At 59.0% G+C, this 17882-nt stretch carries 13 protein-coding genes; 6 read left to right on the top strand and 7 right to left on the bottom strand.

The genetic code is table 11. From position 1 onward, the window contains the following. Positions 1 to 7 precede the first annotated feature (7 nt). Positions 8 to 3649: a transporter substrate-binding domain-containing protein gene (locus LAB08_RS21620; protein WP_096509783.1), complete on the top strand. Its 3642-nt coding sequence runs from the start codon at positions 8 to 10 to the stop codon at positions 3647 to 3649. A gap of 48 nt (positions 3650 to 3697) precedes the next feature. Beyond that, positions 3698 to 6643: an HD domain-containing phosphohydrolase gene (locus LAB08_RS21625; RefSeq protein WP_096509782.1), complete on the top strand. Its 2946-nt coding sequence runs from the start codon at positions 3698 to 3700 to the stop codon at positions 6641 to 6643. Here LAB08_RS21625 and LAB08_RS21630 read toward each other — a convergent pair whose 3' ends face one another. Together LAB08_RS21630 and LAB08_RS21635 are read right to left on the bottom strand one after the other, a co-directional pair. Continuing rightward, on the bottom strand, positions 6644 to 7126 hold the full coding sequence (locus tag LAB08_RS21630; protein WP_096509781.1) for a GAF domain-containing protein: 483 nt from the start codon (positions 7124 to 7126) through the stop codon (positions 6644 to 6646). Further along, positions 7123 to 8013 (bottom strand): ATP-binding protein, encoded by an 891-nt coding sequence (locus LAB08_RS21635; RefSeq protein WP_096515253.1) that lies wholly within the window; start codon positions 8011 to 8013, stop codon positions 7123 to 7125. The genes LAB08_RS21630 and LAB08_RS21635 overlap by 4 nt, the downstream gene beginning before the upstream one ends. Positions 8014 to 8176: 163 nt before the next feature. Here LAB08_RS21635 and LAB08_RS21640 point away from each other — a divergent pair, with 163 nt between their 5' ends. Beyond that, positions 8177 to 10498 (top strand): hybrid sensor histidine kinase/response regulator, encoded by a 2322-nt coding sequence (locus tag LAB08_RS21640; RefSeq protein ID WP_172901662.1) that lies wholly within the window; start codon positions 8177 to 8179, stop codon positions 10496 to 10498. Here the strand turns inward: LAB08_RS21640 and LAB08_RS21645 are convergent. The 3 genes from LAB08_RS21645 to msrB all read right to left on the bottom strand — a co-directional run bounded on the left by LAB08_RS21645 (position 10482) and on the right by msrB (position 12148). Beyond that, positions 10482 to 10943: a MarR family winged helix-turn-helix transcriptional regulator gene (locus tag LAB08_RS21645; protein ID WP_096509780.1), complete on the bottom strand. Its 462-nt coding sequence runs from the start codon at positions 10941 to 10943 to the stop codon at positions 10482 to 10484. The two genes, LAB08_RS21640 and LAB08_RS21645, sit on opposite strands and share 17 nt — an antisense overlap. Continuing rightward, entirely contained in the window at positions 10940 to 11425 is a 486-nt protein-coding gene (locus LAB08_RS21650) for a glutathione peroxidase (protein WP_096509779.1), read from the bottom strand. The genes LAB08_RS21645 and LAB08_RS21650 overlap by 4 nt, the downstream gene beginning before the upstream one ends. Before the next feature lie 327 nt (positions 11426 to 11752). Beyond that, on the bottom strand, positions 11753 to 12148 hold the full coding sequence (gene msrB, locus LAB08_RS21655) for a peptide-methionine (R)-S-oxide reductase MsrB (RefSeq protein WP_096515249.1): 396 nt from the start codon (positions 12146 to 12148) through the stop codon (positions 11753 to 11755). 226 nt (positions 12149 to 12374) lie between these two features. Here msrB and LAB08_RS21660 point away from each other — a divergent pair, with 226 nt between their 5' ends. Next, entirely contained in the window at positions 12375 to 13586 is a 1212-nt protein-coding gene (locus LAB08_RS21660; RefSeq protein WP_096509778.1) for a pyridoxal phosphate-dependent aminotransferase, read from the top strand. 316 nt (positions 13587 to 13902) lie between these two features. Further along, complete coding sequence (gene htpX, locus LAB08_RS21665) at positions 13903 to 14793, top strand: protease HtpX (RefSeq protein WP_077044600.1); 891 nt, start codon at positions 13903 to 13905, stop codon at positions 14791 to 14793. A gap of 179 nt (positions 14794 to 14972) precedes the next feature. On the opposite strand, the gene LAB08_RS21670 is transcribed toward htpX, so the two are convergent. Further along, positions 14973 to 15629, bottom strand: coding sequence for a thiopurine S-methyltransferase (locus tag LAB08_RS21670; protein ID WP_096509777.1), 657 nt, complete (start codon positions 15627 to 15629; stop codon positions 14973 to 14975). Between the two features lie 103 nt (positions 15630 to 15732). Between LAB08_RS21670 and LAB08_RS21675 the strand changes: the two genes are divergently transcribed. Further along, a complete protein-coding gene (locus tag LAB08_RS21675) occupies positions 15733 to 16500 on the top strand; it encodes a DODA-type extradiol aromatic ring-opening family dioxygenase (RefSeq protein ID WP_096509776.1) in 768 nt (255 codons plus the stop codon). A gap of 121 nt (positions 16501 to 16621) precedes the next feature. Here LAB08_RS21675 and LAB08_RS21680 read toward each other — a convergent pair whose 3' ends face one another. Then, positions 16622 to 17569 (bottom strand): IS110 family transposase, encoded by a 948-nt coding sequence (locus LAB08_RS21680; RefSeq protein WP_217910633.1) that lies wholly within the window; start codon positions 17567 to 17569, stop codon positions 16622 to 16624. Positions 17570 to 17882 lie beyond the last annotated feature (313 nt).

Here is a 17882-nt window from a genome sequence, read left to right on the forward strand (position 1 = left end):
AAACAGGATGCCCGGTCATTTAAAGGACTACCTGATACTGATGGCCGTGGGCCTGTCCCTGAGCACCTCATCGCTCGCGGCCCAGGGCAGCGAACACTTCGCCTTGCTGAGTCGCTCGACGGCCGGACAGCTGGACATTCAATTGGACACATCGCAAAGACAGTGGCTCCAGTCCAGGCAAGAACTGATCCTTGGCACCTCGGCACCGGATTATCCGCCCTTCGACTTGACCCTCAGTGGCCACGACTATGAAGGCTTCACCGCCGATTACGCGGGCACACTGGGCCAGGCCACCGGTTTACCCATCCGGGTTCAGCGCTTTGCATCCCGTGGAGCCGCCATTGAAGCCCTTGAAAAGGGTGAGGTCGACCTGCTCGGTACCGCCAACGGGTTCGAAGCACGCAATGCCGACATCGTACTGTCCACGCCCTACGCCGTGGATCAGCCGGTCCTGGTGACCCGTGAAGGCGAAACCAGATCCCTGACCGATGGCCTCGAGGGCATGCGCCTGAGCATGGTGTATCACTACTTGCCGCTGGAGGAGGTCAAGACCCTTTATCCGAAGGCGATCATCACGTCCTATCCGTCCTACCAGAATGCGATCAATGCTGTTGCCTTCGACCAGGCTGACGTGTTTCTCGGCGATACCATCTCCACCCACTACATGATCAACAAGGGCTATCTGAATAACATCCGCATGGCCAACTTCGGCAAACACGAAGCCCACGGTTTCAGTTTTGCGGTGCACCGCAACAATCCCGAACTGCTTGGCATCATCAATGCGATGCTCGTCGCCATCCCCAACAGCGTTCGAGAAAACATTGCCAAACGCTGGAGTGCCGGTAGTGACATTCTGCTCACCGATCACAAACTGGAGCTCAGTTACAGCGAAGAACGCTGGCTGGCGCAACACCCGGTGGTACGCGTGGTGGTCAACGAAGCCTTCGCACCCCTTACCTTTTTCGACAGTGCCGGCAACTTTCGAGGGGTTGCCGCAGACCTGCTCGAGTTGATCAGATTGCGCACCGGTTTACGCTTCGACATCCAGCGCAGCCGCAACGACAGCGAAATGGTCCAGCGAATCAAGGATGACCAGGCAGACCTGATTGCCGCACTGCTTCCCAGCGCACAACGCGACACCCAGCTGAACTTCAGCCGTCCCTACCTGCAAAATTCCTATGTCCTGCTGACGCGCAAGGCCCCGGACAGCCCGACCAACCTGACGCAGCTGAACGGCAAACGCCTGGCCATAGCACAAGGTCATCCGCTGATGGCTTATCTGCGTAGCGAGTACCCGCAGATAAAGCTCGTCGAGACCCCGGACACGTTCAGTGCCGTAGAGATGCTGGCCGAGGGTCAGGCAGAGGGCACGGTGAACTCATTGGTGATCGCCAATTACTTCATCTCATCCAGACTGTTCGAACCCACCCTGCAGATCAGTACCACCATCGGCACCGAGCAGGCAGCCTTTTCCCTGGCGACCGGCCGGCAAGCCAAGGAACTTCATGACATCCTCAACAAGGCCCTGTTGAGTATCGCGCCGGAGGAACTGGGCATCATCAACAGCCGTTGGCGTGGCTATTCGGCGTCATCGCAAAGCACCTGGCGCAACTATCAGCGGCTGTTCTACCAAATCGTCATCGGTGCTGGTGTGCTGTTACTGATTTCCGTGGCCTGGAATGCCTACATGCGGCGCCAGATCAATCAACGCAAGGCTGCGGAGCGTGCATTGAACGATCAGTTCGAATTCATGCGCTCGCTGGTCAACGGCACCCCTCACCCGATTTATGTGCGCGATCGTCAGGGCCTGCTGCAAAGTTGCAATGACAGTTACTTGCAAGCCTTCAGCGCCAAACGCGAGGACGTCATCGGCAAAAGTGTCATCCACGGCACCCTGAGCAATGCCTTCGAAGCCCAGGAATACCACGCGGACTATCAGCGAGTCGTGGCCGAGGGCACCCCACTGATTCTCGACCGTGCGCTGCATATCGGCGGCCGTCGGTTGACGATCTATCACTGGATTCTCCCCTACCGCGACTCAAGCGGCGAAGTGCAAGGCATCATCGGTGGCTGGATCGACATCAGCGAACGCCGGCAATTGTTCGATGACCTGCGTTGCGCGAAAGAGCGTGCCGATGAAGCCAACCGTGCCAAAAGCACGTTTCTGGCCACCATGAGTCATGAGATCCGCACACCGATGAATGCGGTCATCGGCATGCTCGAACTGACACTCAAGCGGATCGAACACAACCACCCTGACCGCCCGGCCATCGATGTGGCGTACAACTCGGCGAAGGATTTGCTGGACCTGATCGGCGACATACTCGACATCGCGCGCATCGAATCCGGACACCTGAGCCTGAGCCCGGAACCTGTCAATCCGCGAGAGATCGTGGCGTCGGTGGTGCGGATTTTCGATGGGTTGGCCCGGCAGAAAGAACTTGAACTCCAGCTGGATTTCAGCCCGGCCACTCCGTCCTTCGATGTCCTGCTGGACCCGCTGCGTTTCAAGCAGGTGCTGTCCAATCTGGTCAGCAATGCCATCAAGTTTACCGAGCACGGCCAGATCAGGATTAGCGTCGACCTGCACCCCACCACCGAGCACGATCAGGTGCAGATGCAGTTGCAGGTCGAGGACAGTGGCATAGGCATCAGCGAAGAGGATCAACGGCGCCTGTTCGAACCCTTCGCTCAGGCCGATAACGCCGGGCAAACGGCCCGAGGTGGCACCGGGCTTGGCCTGGTGATCAGCCGCAGCCTGTGTGAAAGGATGGGCGGCAGCTTGCAATTGAGCAGTCAGCCGGGTGTCGGTACGCAAGTACTGATGTCGCTGCTTTTGCCGACACTGCCAGGGGCGTCCCGGGTGGAAAAAACCGAAACGCAGATCCAACACGCCACAGCCTCGTTGAACGTTCTGGTGGTCGACGATCATGCCGCCAATCGTTTGCTCATTTGCCAGCAACTGGAGTTTCTGGGTCATCGGTTCAGTGTCGCGGAGAATGGGCAGAAAGGCTTGGAGGTGTGGAAAACCGGTGCGTTCGATCTGGTGATCGCCGATTGCAACATGCCGGTCACGAATGGATATGAGCTGGTCCGAGCCATTCGCCGACATGAAAAACAAACGCAACAGGCACCCTGCACGGTTCTGGGTTTCACTGCCAATGCGCAACCGGAAGAAATTCAACGCTGCAAGCATGCCGGAATGGATGACTGTCTGTTCAAACCCCTGACCCTGACCGCCCTGAGCCAATGGGTCGAAGGCATAGCACCGACCGCCCTCGTTCCGGCTTTCAGCCTGGAAGGCTTGCAGCAGTTGACCGGCGGCAATCCCGTGCTGAACCAGCGACTGTTGACCGAACTGCTCAACAGTAACCGTCTCGATCGCCAGGGGTTGCTGGCACTCTGCGGCTCCTTGGACCCGCAGGCCTTTATCGATATTGCCCACAAGATCAAGGGTGCCGCGCGAATCGCCCAGGCGATTCGCTTGATCGACAGCTGCGAAGCGCTGGAAACAACTTGTCGCGACGACTTCCACCCTGACAAAGTCGCCGAATGCTGTGCCGCAGTGGAACGTGCCCTGCTGGAACTGGATCAGGCGCTGTTGCAACAAATCGGACAGAGCGACGAAAGCAGAATCACAGAGGCTTAACTATGCTTGGACGCTGAGCAGTGTGTTAACCATCATGGAGTGACCTGCATGTCCAGCCCACTGCGCCCGGATCAACGGCGGCTTCCGCTGCACATTCATATCAGCGTGATGCTTACCTGCCTGCTGTTGCTGACCGGACTGGTGCTGGGCATTTTCAATTATCAGCAATCCACTCAGATCATCCTGTCCAGCAGCGAGAAGCTCTTCGATCGCATCGAGCAGGATGTCCGCCTTGACCTGAAAGCGACCTACGAACCGATTCGTCACCTGCTGAGCCTGCAGATCCTCAACCCCGCCGTACAGGCACCGGACCTGGAGCAACGCCTGGCGTTGCTCAAACCCTTCAGCCAGTCACTCACCGACAACCCCGATCTGGCGTCACTGTACCTGGGCTACGGCAATGGCGATTTTTTCATGGTTCGCCCCCTGCGAACCGACGACTTGAAAACACTGCTCAACGCCCCGACGACAGCGGCGTATCAAGTGTGGAGCATCGAGCGAAACAGTGGCGGCCAGGTACATTCGCAATCCTTGTTTTTCGACCGGAACCTGGCTTTCATCAGCCGTCAGGATAATCCCGACGATCCCTACGATCCGCGTAGCCGCGCCTGGTTTACCAGCGCCGCCCGCGACAACGATCAAATCACCACAGAACCCTATGTCTTTTTCTCCACCCACAACGTCGGCACCACCCTGGCCCGACGCAGCGGCGAGCAATTGGTCATGGGCGCGGACCTGACCCTGGTCGAACTCAGTGCCACCCTGGCCAAGCATGTGGTGACCCCTGCTACCGAAATCGTCCTGTTCGATGCCCAGGGCAACGCCATTGCCTACCCCGACGCCAGCCGGCTGATCATCGACGATCAGACCGTCCGCCTGGCCAAGGCCGCCGACCTGAGCCCCAGCCTGGGTGCCCTACTCAACAACCCTCCCGAAGGTAATCGCCTGAATGTCGGCGGTCGCCAATGGATCGTCGCCCGCAGTAGCATGCAGGAAGGAGGCCCCCGGGGACTGCAGTTGGCACTTTTGGTGCCGGAAGATGAATTGCTGATCGACGCTTACCGCGTGCGCTGGCAAGGTGCGCTGATTACCCTGGCGACGCTGCTGTTGTGCGTGCCGCTGGGCTGGTTGACCTCCAGAGTCCTGGTCAAGCCCCTGCGCGCACTGGTGCAGGAAGCGGATGCGATTCGCAGTTTCGACTTCAACTTTCCGCTGTCCCGTCGCTCTCCGGTGCTCGAAATCGACCAACTGAGTGTGTCGATGACGCGCATGAAAGACACCCTGGCGAGCTTCTTCCAGATCACCGACAGCCTGAGTGCCGAAACCCGGTTCGCCCCGTTGCTGCAACGGGTGCTGTTTGAAACCGTGAAAATCGGCCAGGCCCAGGCCGGCCTGATCTATCTGCGCGAAGGCGACGGCGATCGCATGGAACCCCACGGCCTGGTCATCAACGAGACTGCGCAGCCCCTGTCGTCGTTCGATATCCACGCGCACGAACTGCATAACCCGCAGAGCCCCGCCTGGCTACAGCAGTTGTCGAGTGCCGACAATGTCGTCTGTAATCTCGGTTTCGAACAGGCGGGGGATTTGCAGAAAGTGCTGCTGGCACTGGACTGTCCCCGGGTGCACCTGATCGGCATCCGCTTGCACAATCGTCATAACGAAACCGTGGGTCTGCTGGTGTTTCTGCTGGCCGACAGCGGCAACCAGAGCGACCTGGAGAAACTTCGCCCGGATCGCATTGCGTTTCTGCAGGCCGTGTCCGGTGCAGCGGCGGTGAGTATCGAAAGCCAGCGCCTGCAAGCCCGGCAGAAACAACTGCTGGATGCCTTCATCAAGCTGCTGGCGGGTGCAATTGACGCAAAGAGCCCTTACACCGGCGGGCATTGTCAGCGTGTGCCGGCCCTGACCCTGATGCTTGCTCAAGCCGCTGCCGCCAGCAAGGATCCGGCCTTCAACGGCTATCAACCCACCGATGATGAATGGGAAGCCCTGCACATCGCAGCCTGGCTGCACGACTGCGGCAAGGTCACCACCCCGGAATACGTCGTGGATAAGGCCACGAAGCTGGAAACCCTGAACGATCGCATCCACGAAATCCGCACCCGTTTCGAAGTGCTCAAGCGCGATGCCTGGATCAGCTACTGGCAGGCGCTCGCCCACGGCGGCGATGAGCAACACCTGACGCAACTGCGTGAGGCCACCCTGGCCGGGCTGGATGATGACTTCGTCTTTGTAGCCCGCTGCAATCTCGGCAGTGAAGCCATGGCCGAGAGCGACCTGCAACGCCTGCGCAGCATCGGACAGCGCACCTGGACCCGAACCCTGGATGACCGGCTGGGGGTTTCCTGGGAAGAGAATCAGCGACAGGCCCGTACCCCGCCTCCCGCATTGCCGGTCGCCGAATCGCTGTTGGCGGACAAGCCCGAGCATCTGTTCGAACGCGCCGAAGCCGAACTGATTGCGCCGGACAATCCCTGGGGGTTCAAACTCAATGTACCCCGCTACAAGTACAACCGTGGCGAACTCTACAATCTGAGCATTACCCGCGGCACCCTGACCATTGAAGAGCGCTACATCATCAATCACCACATCGTGCAGACGATCCTGATGCTCAACCATCTGCCCTTCCCCGGCCACCTGCGCAACGTGGCGGAAATCGCCGGAGGTCATCACGAAAAGATGGACGGCACCGGCTATCCAAAACGCTTGAAGCGTGAGGACATGAGCCTGCCGGCGCGGATGATGGCGATCGCCGATATTTTCGAAGCGCTGACCGCTGCCGACCGGCCGTACAAGAAGGCCAAGCCATTGAGCGAAGCGCTGGGCATCATGGCCACTATGTGCCGGGAGGCCCACATCGACCCCGAGTTGTTCGGGTTATTCATCAAGGCGCGCATCTATCTGAAGTACGCCGAGCGTTTCCTCGACCCACGGCAAATCGATGTGGTAGACCCGTCAGGCCTGCTGATCAAGGCAGGCCTGACGGCGTGATCAGCAGTCGGTCAGGCGCAGGAAAATCGCCGCCAGTTGCTCGATACCGGCCTGGTCCTGCGCAGTGAAACGCGCCAGTTTCGGGCTGTCGAGGTCCAGCACACCGATCAGGCGACCGCCCTTGACCAGCGGCACCACCAGTTCGCTGTTCGATGCACTGTCACAGGCGATATGCCCGGGGAATGCGTGCACATCTTCGACCAACTGCGTCTGCAAGGTGGCCGCCGCGGTTCCGCATACACCCCGACCGAACGGAATCCGCACGCAGGCGATCTGCCCCTGGAACGGGCCCAGTACCAGTTCTTCGTTGCGATTGAGGTAGAATCCGGCCCAGTTCAGGTCATCGAGCTGATTGAACAGGAACGCCGAAAACTGCGCGGCGTTGGCAATGAAATCCCGCTCATCCGCCAAGAGTGACTCAAGCTGCGCGTGCAGCATGCGGTAGCCTTCCAGGCCCTGGCCGCTCTTTTGTAAATCGATCATGCCTTGTGCTCCAACAGTTTCAGCCCGACCCAATAACGGGCAAATTGATAGGCGCAACGTCCGTTACGATTGCCGCGCCCCGTGGCCCAGCGCACCGCGAGGATGTCCTGCTCCTCGGTGCGTTGCCACTTGAGGCCGGCCTTGTCGGCCAGTTGACCGATCCAGTGCTCGACGACGTTGAGAAAGTGTTCCTGGGTGAACGGATAGAACGACAGCCACAATCCGAAACGATCCGACAGGGCGATCTTGTCCTCCACCGCCTCGCTGGGGTGCAATTCGCCATCGACCCGTTTCCAGTTTTCGTTATCGCTTTCCTTTTCCGGCACCAGGTGGCGACGGTTGGAGGTGGCGTACAGCAACACGTTGTCCGGTGCCTGTTCCAGGGAACCGTCGAGTACGCTTTTGAGCACGCGATAGTCACCCTCGCCCGACTCGAACGACAGGTCATCGCAGAACAACACAAAACGCTGGGGCAGTTTGGCGATCTGTTCGACCACCCGCGGCAAATCCGCCAGGTGATCGCGCTCGATCTCGATCAGGCGCAAACCGGCCTCGGCGTGCTCTGCCAGCAAGGCGCGGACCAGCGAGGATTTACCGGTGCCGCGCGAGCCCCAGAGCAACGCATGGTTGGCCGGCATGCCATCGAGAAACTGTTGGGTATTGCGCCCCAGTTGTTCCACCTGGCGGTCGACGCCGATCAGGTCGGACAAACGCATATCGAGGCTGACCTGCAGCGGCAGCAGAAAGCCGCTACGGCCCTCGCGTTGCCAGCGCGCGGCCAGGCAGGTTGTCCAGTCGATGGCTTGCCGAGGGGTAGGCAGCAACGGTTCGATACGGGCCAGAACGGCATCGGCGCGTTCAAGAAAAGCATTCAATCGGGAATCCACGTCTTCTCCTCGGGCACGTTCACAGTAATGATGGCGATACAGCGACAACACATAGGGCTCCATGACCGGGATCAGCCCCGATACAGAGACTCGCGAGAACATCGGCATCCATGCATCGGCTATGCTTGAGCAGCGAAGGGAAACGAAAGTGATCCAACACCCCATGGATATCAAGTTCACCAACCGGCTGTCTTACAAACAAGCCCGGCTGACCGTGCTGGTCGGTTTTATTCTGGGCACGCTGCTCAGCCTGCTGCAAATAGGCATCGATTATGCCAGTGAAGACGCCTCCATCAACCGTGAAATCCTGTCTTTGCTGGAAATCAGCCACAACCCTGCCTCGCGCATCGCCTACAACATCGACGCCGAACTCGCTCAGGAACTGACCCTGGGCCTGCTGCGCTCGCCGGCGATCATCGGCGCCAGGCTGACCGACAACAACGGCAACGTGCTGGCCAACGTCAAGCGCCCCGGCCTGCAAAGCGGCTATCGCGTGCTCAGCGATCTGCTGTTCGGCGCCGACCGGCAGTTCGAGGACCGCCTCTATCTGGACCACTTGCCAGGCGAAGCCCTCGGCACGCTGCAACTGGACGTCGACACCTACTCATTCGGATATCGGTTCCTGCGTCGCGCCGAAGTGACCCTGCTCAACGGTTTCGCCCGCAGCCTGATCCTGACCGGCCTGCTGCTGGCGCTGTTCTATGTGATGCTGACCAAACCCTTGGTGCGGGTGATCCGTGAACTCAGCGGCCGCGATTCGCGCAGCATTGAACCCACCTCCCTGGAATGCCCGACCGGGCACGCCAATGACGAAATCGGCGTGCTGGTGAAAGTCGCCAACCAGCAATTCGAAAATGTCGCCACCGAAATCCAGCAGCGGCGCAACGCGGAAAACCGCCTCACCGACTACCTCAGCCAACTGGAAAACATCGTGTCGGCGCGCACCGCCGAACTCAAGGCGATCAACACCCGCCTGAGCCAATCCAATGAAGAGCTGGAAGTCGCCCGCAGTACTGCCCTGGACATGGCCGAAGCGCGTTCGGTATTCCTGGCCAACATGAGTCACGAAATCCGCACGCCCCTCAATGGCTTGCTGGGAATGATTGCGCTGTCGCTTGACGGTCCGCTGACTGCCGAGCAACAGCAACAGCTGTCCATTGCCCATGACTCGGGCAAGGTGCTGGTGGAATTGCTCAACGATATTCTGGATCTGTCGAAATTCGATGCCGGCCAGCTTGAACTCGAACACATCCCGTTCGACCTGGCCTCGCTGATCGAAGACACCGCCAACTTGCTGTCGCAAAACGCGGCACCGAGTGTCGAGCTGACCTGCCTGATCGATCCGCAATTTCCGGCACTGGTACTCGGCGATCCGACCCGGGTCCGGCAGATCGTCAGCAACCTGCTTTCAAACGCCCTCAAGTTCACCCGTTTCGGGCGAGTCGATGTGCGCCTGTCGACCGCCGGCGATGGCGTCAGAATCGAGGTCTGCGACACGGGCATCGGCATCCCCCAGGACGCTCAGGTGAAAATCTTCCAGCCCTTTACCCAGGCCGGTGCCGGAATTACCCGGCAATTCGGCGGTACCGGATTGGGCCTGGCGCTGACCTACAACCTTTGCGAAGCCATGCAAGGGCGCCTCACCATCAGCTCGGAAGCGGGTTTCGGCAGCCAATTCTGCGCGCAACTGCCACTGCCCCGGCACACCCGGGCCCTCGTACCGCCGTCTTTGAAGGGCAAGGTCATCGCCATTACCGCCGCCAGCAGTGGCCTGGCGGAACTGCTGGGTAGCGTGTTACCTGGCTGGGGAGTGGACTATCAGCAGCGCGCCATCGACGACCCGTTGATCGGCCTGGATTTCGACATGCTGATTACCGATTGCCCGGAATGCTTGTTTAACCTGCGCCCCACCTTCACCGCGCCGATTTTGCTGGTGACCGCTTATGGCAATTTCATGCCCAGCGAACAAGTCAACGCCCTCGCCCCCTTGCAGCAGCAGGCACGCCCCTTGGCACGCAATGCGCTGCACCAGAACCTGCGCCGCGTCCTGCAACCTGAAATCGCCACCATTGGCGACATCCGGATCGATGCGCAATCCCCACAACGCCGCGCGCGGGTGCTGCTGGTCGAGGACAATCCGGTCAATCAACTGGTGGCCAAGGGCATGCTCGGCAAACTCGGGTGCGAAGTGATCGTCGCCGCCCATGGTGTCGAGGCACTGGATCAGTTGGAAGGCAGCGAGTTCGATCTGGTGTTGATGGACTGCAACATGCCGGTGATGGACGGCTATGAAGCGAGCCGGCAAATCCGCCGCAGCGGACGCTGGCCGCAATTGCCTATCGTCGCCCTGACCGCCAACGCCATGTCCGAGGAACGCGAACGTTGCCGTGCGGCGGGCATGAGCGACTACCTGGCCAAACCGTTCCGCCGGGAAGAGTTGGTCGCGCTGCTGGATATCTGGATACCCGTTACGACAGTGCCTTGATTTGCCCCAACAGGTGATCCAGGCCGTCGCGCAACTGATTCAGGCGATCCAGATCCACGCCGCTGTCGCACAACAGTCGAGCCTTCAGCGGTCCAACCTGATCGCGCAATGCCAGACCGGTCGGCGACAGGCTCAAATGCACCTCACGCTCATCCCGGGCCGAACGCTGACGCTGTACCAGCTGCAGTTGCTCAAGGCGCTTGAGCAACGGCGTCAGCGTGCCGGAGTCCAGCGCCAGGCGCTCGCCCAGGGCCTTGACGGTGGGCTGCTCCGGTACTGTTTCCTGCCATTCCCACAACACCAGCATCGCCAGGTATTGCGGGTAGGTGAGGCCCAGTTGATCGAGCATCGGCTTATAGGCACGAATCACCGCCCGGGAAGCAGCGTACAGCTTGAAGCAGAGCTGGCTGTCGAGGTTCAGGGAGTCGACGGACAAGGTGTTCATTTGAGCAGGGCTTCGATCTCGCGGCTCAGGTCCTGTGGCTTGGTCGCCGGGGCGAAACGCTTGACCAGCTTGCCGTCCTTGCCGATCAGGAACTTGGTGAAGTTCCACTTGATGCCCTGTGAACCGAGCACGCCCGGTGCACGCTTTTTCAACTGCACGAACAGCGGATGGGCATCGGCGCCGTTGACCTCGATCTTTTTGAACAGCGGGAAACTGACACCGTAGTTCAACTCGCAGAACTCGCTGATCGCGCCTTCGTTACCCGGTTCCTGCTTGCCGAATTGATTGCAGGGAAAGCCCAGCACCACCAGGCCTTTGTCCTTATAGGTCTGCCACAACTCCTCCAGCCCTTTGTACTGTGGGGTGAAACCGCATTTGCTGGCGGTGTTGACCACCAGCACGGCTTTGCCGGCGAAATCCGCCAGGGTTTTTTGCTCACCCTTGATAGTGGTGCACGGGATGCTCAGCAGGTTGTCGCTCATGATGAAGGCTCCGGATTCGGGAAGATGCACCAAACATAGCGTGCAATTGAATTGTGTGCAATTTAATAATCGATTTTCCGGAGCACACCGCAAACTGTAGGAGCTGGCTTGCCAGCGAAGGCGATCCTTGAGACTTGCATCGCCAACCCGGACGCCTTCGCCGGCAAGCCGGCTCCTACAGGTGTTGCATCAGCCGCGGATGGTCCATTCATCCCCAATCACTGTAGGAGCTGGCTCGTCGGATCGCCGCACCGCAGCGAAGGCGGTCTTGAGATTTGCATCGCCAAGCAGGCCGGTTCCAACAGGAATTGAGTTGATCTACGCAGGTTAGTTGCGCGGCACCAGGTCCAGGCACACCGAGTTGATGCAGTAACGCAGACCGGTAGGTGGCGGGCCATCGGGGAACACATGCCCCAGGTGCGCATCGCATTTGGCGCAGACCACTTCGGTGCGGATCATGCCGTGGCTGGTGTCGCGAATCTCGACCATGGCACTGTCACCGATCGGCGCATAGAAACTCGGCCAGCCGCATCCGGAATCAAATTTGGTTCTGGAATCGAACAGCGGCTCGTTACAGCAGATGCAGTGGAAAATGCCGTCGACCTTGCTGTCGTTGTATTTGCCGGAGAACGGGCGTTCGGTGCCCTTGAGCCGGCACACGTTGTACTGCTCGGGATCGAGCATGGCTTTCCATTCTTCCAGGGTTTTTTCCAACTTTTCCATCATCACACCTCGGCGGCTGAAAAAGCCCGATCTGTACCTTTTCCACGGATCAGGCGGCACGTATGATTGCGCCTCGTCAAACGCCAGTCTGGCAGCCAGACCACGCGCATTCAAACGGATTTACGGATGCTGCCTCTCAAGGCGTCAGGCCTGTGCGATTGCGCAGGATTCCCAGTACGGTTGTTCACACGCCGCCTGGATCGTTCATTTTCGGGAACACATCGCCATGCAGGTCAGCAAATCGAACAAGCTCGCCAACGTCTGCTACGACATTCGCGGCCCGGTGCTCAAGCACGCCAAACGCCTGGAAGAGGAAGGCCATCGCATCCTCAAGCTGAACATCGGCAACCCGGCGCCCTTTGGTTTCGAAGCGCCGGATGAAATCCTCCAGGACGTCATCCGCAACTTGCCGACCGCCCAGGGCTACAGTGATTCCAAGGGCCTGTTCAGCGCGCGCAAGGCCGTGATGCAGTACTACCAGCAAAAGCAGGTGGAAGGCGTCGGCATAGAAGACATCTACCTGGGCAATGGTGTTTCCGAGCTGATCGTGATGTCGATGCAGGCCCTGCTCAACAACGGCGACGAAGTGCTGGTGCCGGCACCGGACTACCCACTATGGACCGCGGCAGTGAGCCTGTCGGGTGGTAATCCGGTGCACTACCTGTGCGACGAGCAGGCCAACTGGTGGCCGGACCTGGCGGATATCAAGGCCAAGATCACCCCGAACACCAAGGCACTGGTGATCATCAACCCGAACAACCCGACTGGCGCGGTGTACTCCAAAGAAGTGCTGCTGGGCATGCTGGAACTGGCCCGCCAGCACAATCTGGTGGTGTTCTCCGACGAAATCTACGACAAGATCCTGTACGACGATGCCGTGCACATCTGCACCGCTTCCCTGGCGCCCGACTTGCTGTGCCTGACCTTCAATGGCCTGTCCAAGTCCTATCGCGTCGCCGGTTTCCGCTCCGGCTGGATCGCCATTTCCGGCCCGAAACACCATGCCCAGAGCTACATCGAAGGCATCGACATGCTGGCCAACATGCGTCTGTGTGCCAACGTGCCGAGCCAGCATGCGATCCAGACCGCGCTGGGTGGTTATCAGAGCATCAACGATCTGGTGCTGCCGCCCGGGCGCCTGCTGGAACAACGCAACCGCACCTGGGAACTGCTCAATGACATTCCTGGCGTGAGCTGCGTCAAGCCAATGGGCGCGCTGTATGCGTTCCCGCGCATCGATCCGAAAGTCTGTCCGATCCATAACGACGAAAAATTCGTCCTCGACCTGCTGCTCTCCGAGAAGCTGCTGGTGGTACAAGGCACGGCCTTCAACTGGCCGTGGCCGGACCACTTCCGCGTCGTGACCCTGCCACGGGTCGATGACCTGGACATGGCTATCGGGCGCATCGGCAACTTCCTCAAAACCTATCGCCAGTAAATGGCCATCACCGTGCGACGTCCACAGGCGTCGCACGGTGATTCATTCAGCAACACATGTTTACGCCCTGCCGAATCCAGTCATCTCGTTTCCCGACCAACCACACACAGCCCGTTCTCGCCTAACAACGGCGGGCGCTGCAATGCCCACAAGTCTTACAAACACTTCCCGGTACAACGTCGGAAATACCCTGCAAGCAGCTAAGCTATTGCCGTAGGACACAGTTTGAAATAGTCACCTGGTTGAATACCCCGGTGCAGCACCTTATATACCCCGCAGTACGCTACATCTTTAGCATAAGGAGATTTCTACAACCATGATGCGCATCCTGCTGTTTTTGGCCACTAACCTGGCGGTCGTGCTGATTGCCAGCATCACGCTAAGCCTTTTCGGCTTCAACGGGTTCATGGCGGCCAATGGGGTTGATCTCAACCTCAATCAGCTGCTGATTTTCTGTGCGGTCTTTGGTTTCGCCGGTTCCCTGTTCTCGCTGTTCATCTCCAAGTGGATGGCGAAGATGAGCACCAGCACCCAGATCATTACCCAGCCACGTACTCGCCACGAGCAATGGCTGCTGCAAACCGTCGAGCAACTGTCCCGTGAAGCCGGGATCAAGATGCCCGAAGTCGGGATTTTCCCGGCCTACGAAGCGAACGCGTTCGCCACCGGCTGGAACAAGAACGACGCACTCGTCGCGGTCAGCCAGGGCTTGCTTGAGCGTTTCTCGCCGGATGAAGTGAAGGCCGTTCTGGCTCACGAAATCGGTCATGTGGCCAATGGCGACATGGTGACCCTGGCGCTGATCCAGGGCGTGGTGAACACCTTCGTGATGTTCTTCGCACGGATCATCGGCAACTTTGTCGACAAGGTGATCTTCAAGAACGAAGAAGGCCAAGGGATCGCCTACTACGTGGCGACCATTTTCGCCGAACTGGTCCTGGGTATCCTCGCCAGCGCCATCGTCATGTGGTTCTCGCGCAAACGGGAATTCCGTGCCGACGAAGCCGGGGCAAACCTGGCCGGTACTGCCGCGATGATTGGCGCCCTGCAACGCCTGCGTGCGGAACAAGGTCTGCCAGTGCACATGCCGGACACCCTGAATGCTTTTGGCATCAACGGTGGCCTCAAACAGGGCTTCGCTCGCATGTTCATGAGCCATCCACCGCTGGAAGAGCGTATCGACGCACTGGCTCGTCGTCGGGGCTGAGTGCTTCCAAGGCAAACAAGAAGGCCCGCAGTGATGCGGGCCTTTTTTATGCGCTTCAATATTGGGTGTTCTTTCGGCCCCCTTCGCGAGCGGGCTCGCTCCCACATTGGACTTGCGTACAACACGCCCCCCTGTGGGAGCGAGCCTGCTCGCGATGGGGCCGGAACAATCAACAAGCATTACCGGCTGGAAACCCGATACACCCGTTCCTCAAGCCGCGTAACACCCGCCTCCAGAAATTTCCCGCTCTCGCTCAAGACATCCTGATCCTCAAGGATCTTCAACCCCCACGCAGCCCCGAACAACCGCTGCACTTCATCGTCGAGTACGGCGAATGGTGGCCCGGACATTTGTGCCTGATCGTAATCCAGGGTGATCAACAACCCGAGGGACTGCCTGGGCAGTATCCGTTTCAAATGTTCGGCATAGCGCTCCCGCATCTCTGGCGGCAACGCTATCAGCGCCGCGCGATCATAAAGCGCGGAGCAATCCGCCACATCACCGGCACTCAGGGAGAAGAAATCACCGCACCACAGTTCAATCGAACCGGCGCGATAGACCTTGAATGGCCCCTGCTCGCTGATGGCGGGATCGAAACCATGCTCACCGAAGAAATCCTCCACGGCTTTTTCCGACAACTCTATGCCCAGGACTTCATGCCCCTGGTGTGCCAGCCACAGCAAATCGAGGCTCTTGCCGCACAACGGCACCAACACCCGTGAACCTTCCTCAAGACCCAGCTGTGGCCAGAACCGTTTCAGATGACCGTTCACCTGCGGCAGATGAAAGCCGATCTGATTCGACGCCCACTTCTTGTGCCAAAACTCCGGCTGCATAAATAACCCCGAAAATTCGATCAAAACACCCTAAAACTTATATTAGATTTAGATCAATGATCTGACTGAAGATGGTGCCATCTTAACTCTCAGGAGCTCATTCATGTTCCCCAGCCTGTACATATCCCATGGCTCCCCGATGCTGGCCCTGGAACCCGGCGCCAGCGGGCCGGCCCTCGCTCGCCTGGCGGCAGAAATGCCCAAGCCCAAAGCCATCGTGATTGTCTCGGCGCACTGGGAAAGCCATGAACTCTTGGTCAGCGCCAATCCCCGGCCCGAAACCTGGCATGACTTCGGTGGTTTTCCAAAGGCGCTGTTCGAAGTGCAATATCCGGCGCCCGGCGATCCCCGGCTGGCGGCCGAGGTTGTCGAGCTGTTGAACGCAGCCGACCTTCCCGCACGCAGCGACACTCAGCGGCCGTTTGACCACGGCGTCTGGGTGCCCTTGTCATTGATGTATCCGCAGGCCGATATTCCGATCGTCCAGGTTTCCCTGCCAACCCGTGGCGGCCCCGCCCTGCAAACCCGCGTCGGCCATGCCCTGGCCAGCTTGCGCGAACAGGGTGTGCTGTTGATCGGCTCCGGCAGCATTACCCACAACCTGCGGGAACTGGACTGGCATGCCGGCCCTGAGAGCGTCGAGCCCTGGGCGCAGGTATTTCGCGATTGGATGATCGAGAAACTTGAGGCCAACGACGAAACGGCTTTGCACGATTATCGTCAACAGGCACCGAACGCCGTGCGCAACCATCCCAGCGATGAACACCTGCTTCCGCTGTACTTTGCCCGCGGTGCCGGGGGTAATTTCACCGTCGCCCACAAAGGCTTCACGATGGGTGCGTTGGGTATGGATATCTACCGCTTTGGCTGACCGTTAAACCGAGTTGCGCCCTTCGCGAGCAGGCTCGCGCCCACATTTGATCTCGGTCGTTTACACCACTTGTGTGCGCAGAATATCTACTGTGGGAGATTCTATGGTTGAGGGGAAGCCCTCATCTGGTTTTCGGCTGGTATTCGCTCTGTCCTTTCAACAGGGCGAATACCAGCCGAGCAAGCTTGCGGGCCAGCATCACCAGTGCCTGGGTGGTGCTGAAACCTCGGCTTCTTTGCTCCTGGTAAAACCCTTTCCAGGTCTCGGTACGACTCGCCGACATGGCCGCATTGTGCAAAAGCCGACGGGCCTCTGGATCGCCTCGCTTGGTCAAACTCCGGCGAGCGTCCTTTTGCCCTGATTTTGCCACCCGTAAATCCATTCCCAGAAAGGCGATGAAGGCATCTGCATTTCTGAAGTCTCCGCGCTGAAACGCTGTAATCAGGCGCGCACCGGTCAAAAATCCGATGCCTTCAACTTTCAGGCAACGTTTCAGCTGACCGAGCAAACCGGCTTCCTTGAGCTGATCGTTGATCGTCTTTTCGATCAGCGTCTCGAGCTGCTGCATGGACTTTATTTGCTCGGTAAAAGCCGCCTTCAGCAGGGGCTCATTCGACCAGCTTTGCACCAGTCCAACCCTTGCCTGGACCAAGGCGGCCCGACGGCGGAAAAGGCTCAGGAGCTGGCGGTATAGCGGTGACGGCGGGGTCCATGGGTGAAGCTCTTCCTGTTCATTTTTCAGATACCGAGCAAGTAGCTTGGCATCCAGCGCATCGGTTTTGGCGCGAATCTTCACACCTTCGCGGTAATGCTTGAGCTCATAACCGCCCACCATGTAAATCACGCAGCCGGCCTCATAGGCCAAGTCAGCGAACTCCAAGTGGTAGATATTGGTGGCTTCGATGGCAATAGCCACCGGCCCCGCCAATTCTTTTAACCATTTACCAATGGCTACCTTGTTGTTGGGGATTTTTTCGAGCAGGTCCAGTTCGGCGTGATAGATCACCAGTTCGTTCTTGGCGACATCCACGCCCACGATCGGCTTTAAGACTGGAACCGGCATTGCCATAGGATTTCCTCCGAGATATGGTTTTAAGCACTTGAAGGGCTCACCCAGGGGCGCAGGCTTGTTCCTATCGTCGGTCCTAGCCAGAAGCATTCTTTATCGGCGCTTGGGTGAAAGGAGGAGGGGCGAACTCTCCCACAGTCTGTACTGCGTCAACAGTCAGAATCGAGCCTTGTCCCTCCTCCTCCCTTCAAGTCCTACCATACAAGCGAGCCTGCTCGCGAAGGGCGCACCACCGGCTCAAAGGAAAAAAAAGCAAAAAAAATCCCCGAACCAGTCGGGGATTTTTTATGTTCGATCAATCAGCCCGAAAGCG

This window comes from Pseudomonas izuensis, from assembly GCF_002356535.2.
Taxonomy (GTDB): Bacteria; Pseudomonadota; Gammaproteobacteria; order Pseudomonadales; family Pseudomonadaceae; genus Aquipseudomonas; species Aquipseudomonas izuensis.

Coding starts and splice junctions, on each gene's coding strand:
- LAB08_RS21625 (WP_096509782.1), top strand. CDS start 3,698: ATGTCCAGCCCACTGCGCCCGGATCAACGGCGGCTTCCGCTGCACATT.
- LAB08_RS21645 (WP_096509780.1), bottom strand. CDS start 10,943: ATGAACACCTTGTCCGTCGACTCCCTGAACCTCGACAGCCAGCTCTGC.
- htpX (WP_077044600.1), top strand. CDS start 13,903: ATGATGCGCATCCTGCTGTTTTTGGCCACTAACCTGGCGGTCGTGCTG.
- LAB08_RS21660 (WP_096509778.1), top strand. CDS start 12,375: ATGCAGGTCAGCAAATCGAACAAGCTCGCCAACGTCTGCTACGACATT.
- LAB08_RS21675 (WP_096509776.1), top strand. CDS start 15,733: ATGTTCCCCAGCCTGTACATATCCCATGGCTCCCCGATGCTGGCCCTG.
- LAB08_RS21650 (WP_096509779.1), bottom strand. CDS start 11,425: ATGAGCGACAACCTGCTGAGCATCCCGTGCACCACTATCAAGGGTGAG.
- LAB08_RS21680 (WP_217910633.1), bottom strand. CDS start 17,569: ATGGCAATGCCGGTTCCAGTCTTAAAGCCGATCGTGGGCGTGGATGTC.
- LAB08_RS21670 (WP_096509777.1), bottom strand. CDS start 15,629: ATGCAGCCGGAGTTTTGGCACAAGAAGTGGGCGTCGAATCAGATCGGC.
- msrB (WP_096515249.1), bottom strand. CDS start 12,148: ATGGAAAAGTTGGAAAAAACCCTGGAAGAATGGAAAGCCATGCTCGAT.
- LAB08_RS21640 (WP_172901662.1), top strand. CDS start 8,177: ATGGATATCAAGTTCACCAACCGGCTGTCTTACAAACAAGCCCGGCTG.
- LAB08_RS21620 (WP_096509783.1), top strand. CDS start 8: ATGCCCGGTCATTTAAAGGACTACCTGATACTGATGGCCGTGGGCCTG.
- LAB08_RS21630 (WP_096509781.1), bottom strand. CDS start 7,126: ATGATCGATTTACAAAAGAGCGGCCAGGGCCTGGAAGGCTACCGCATG.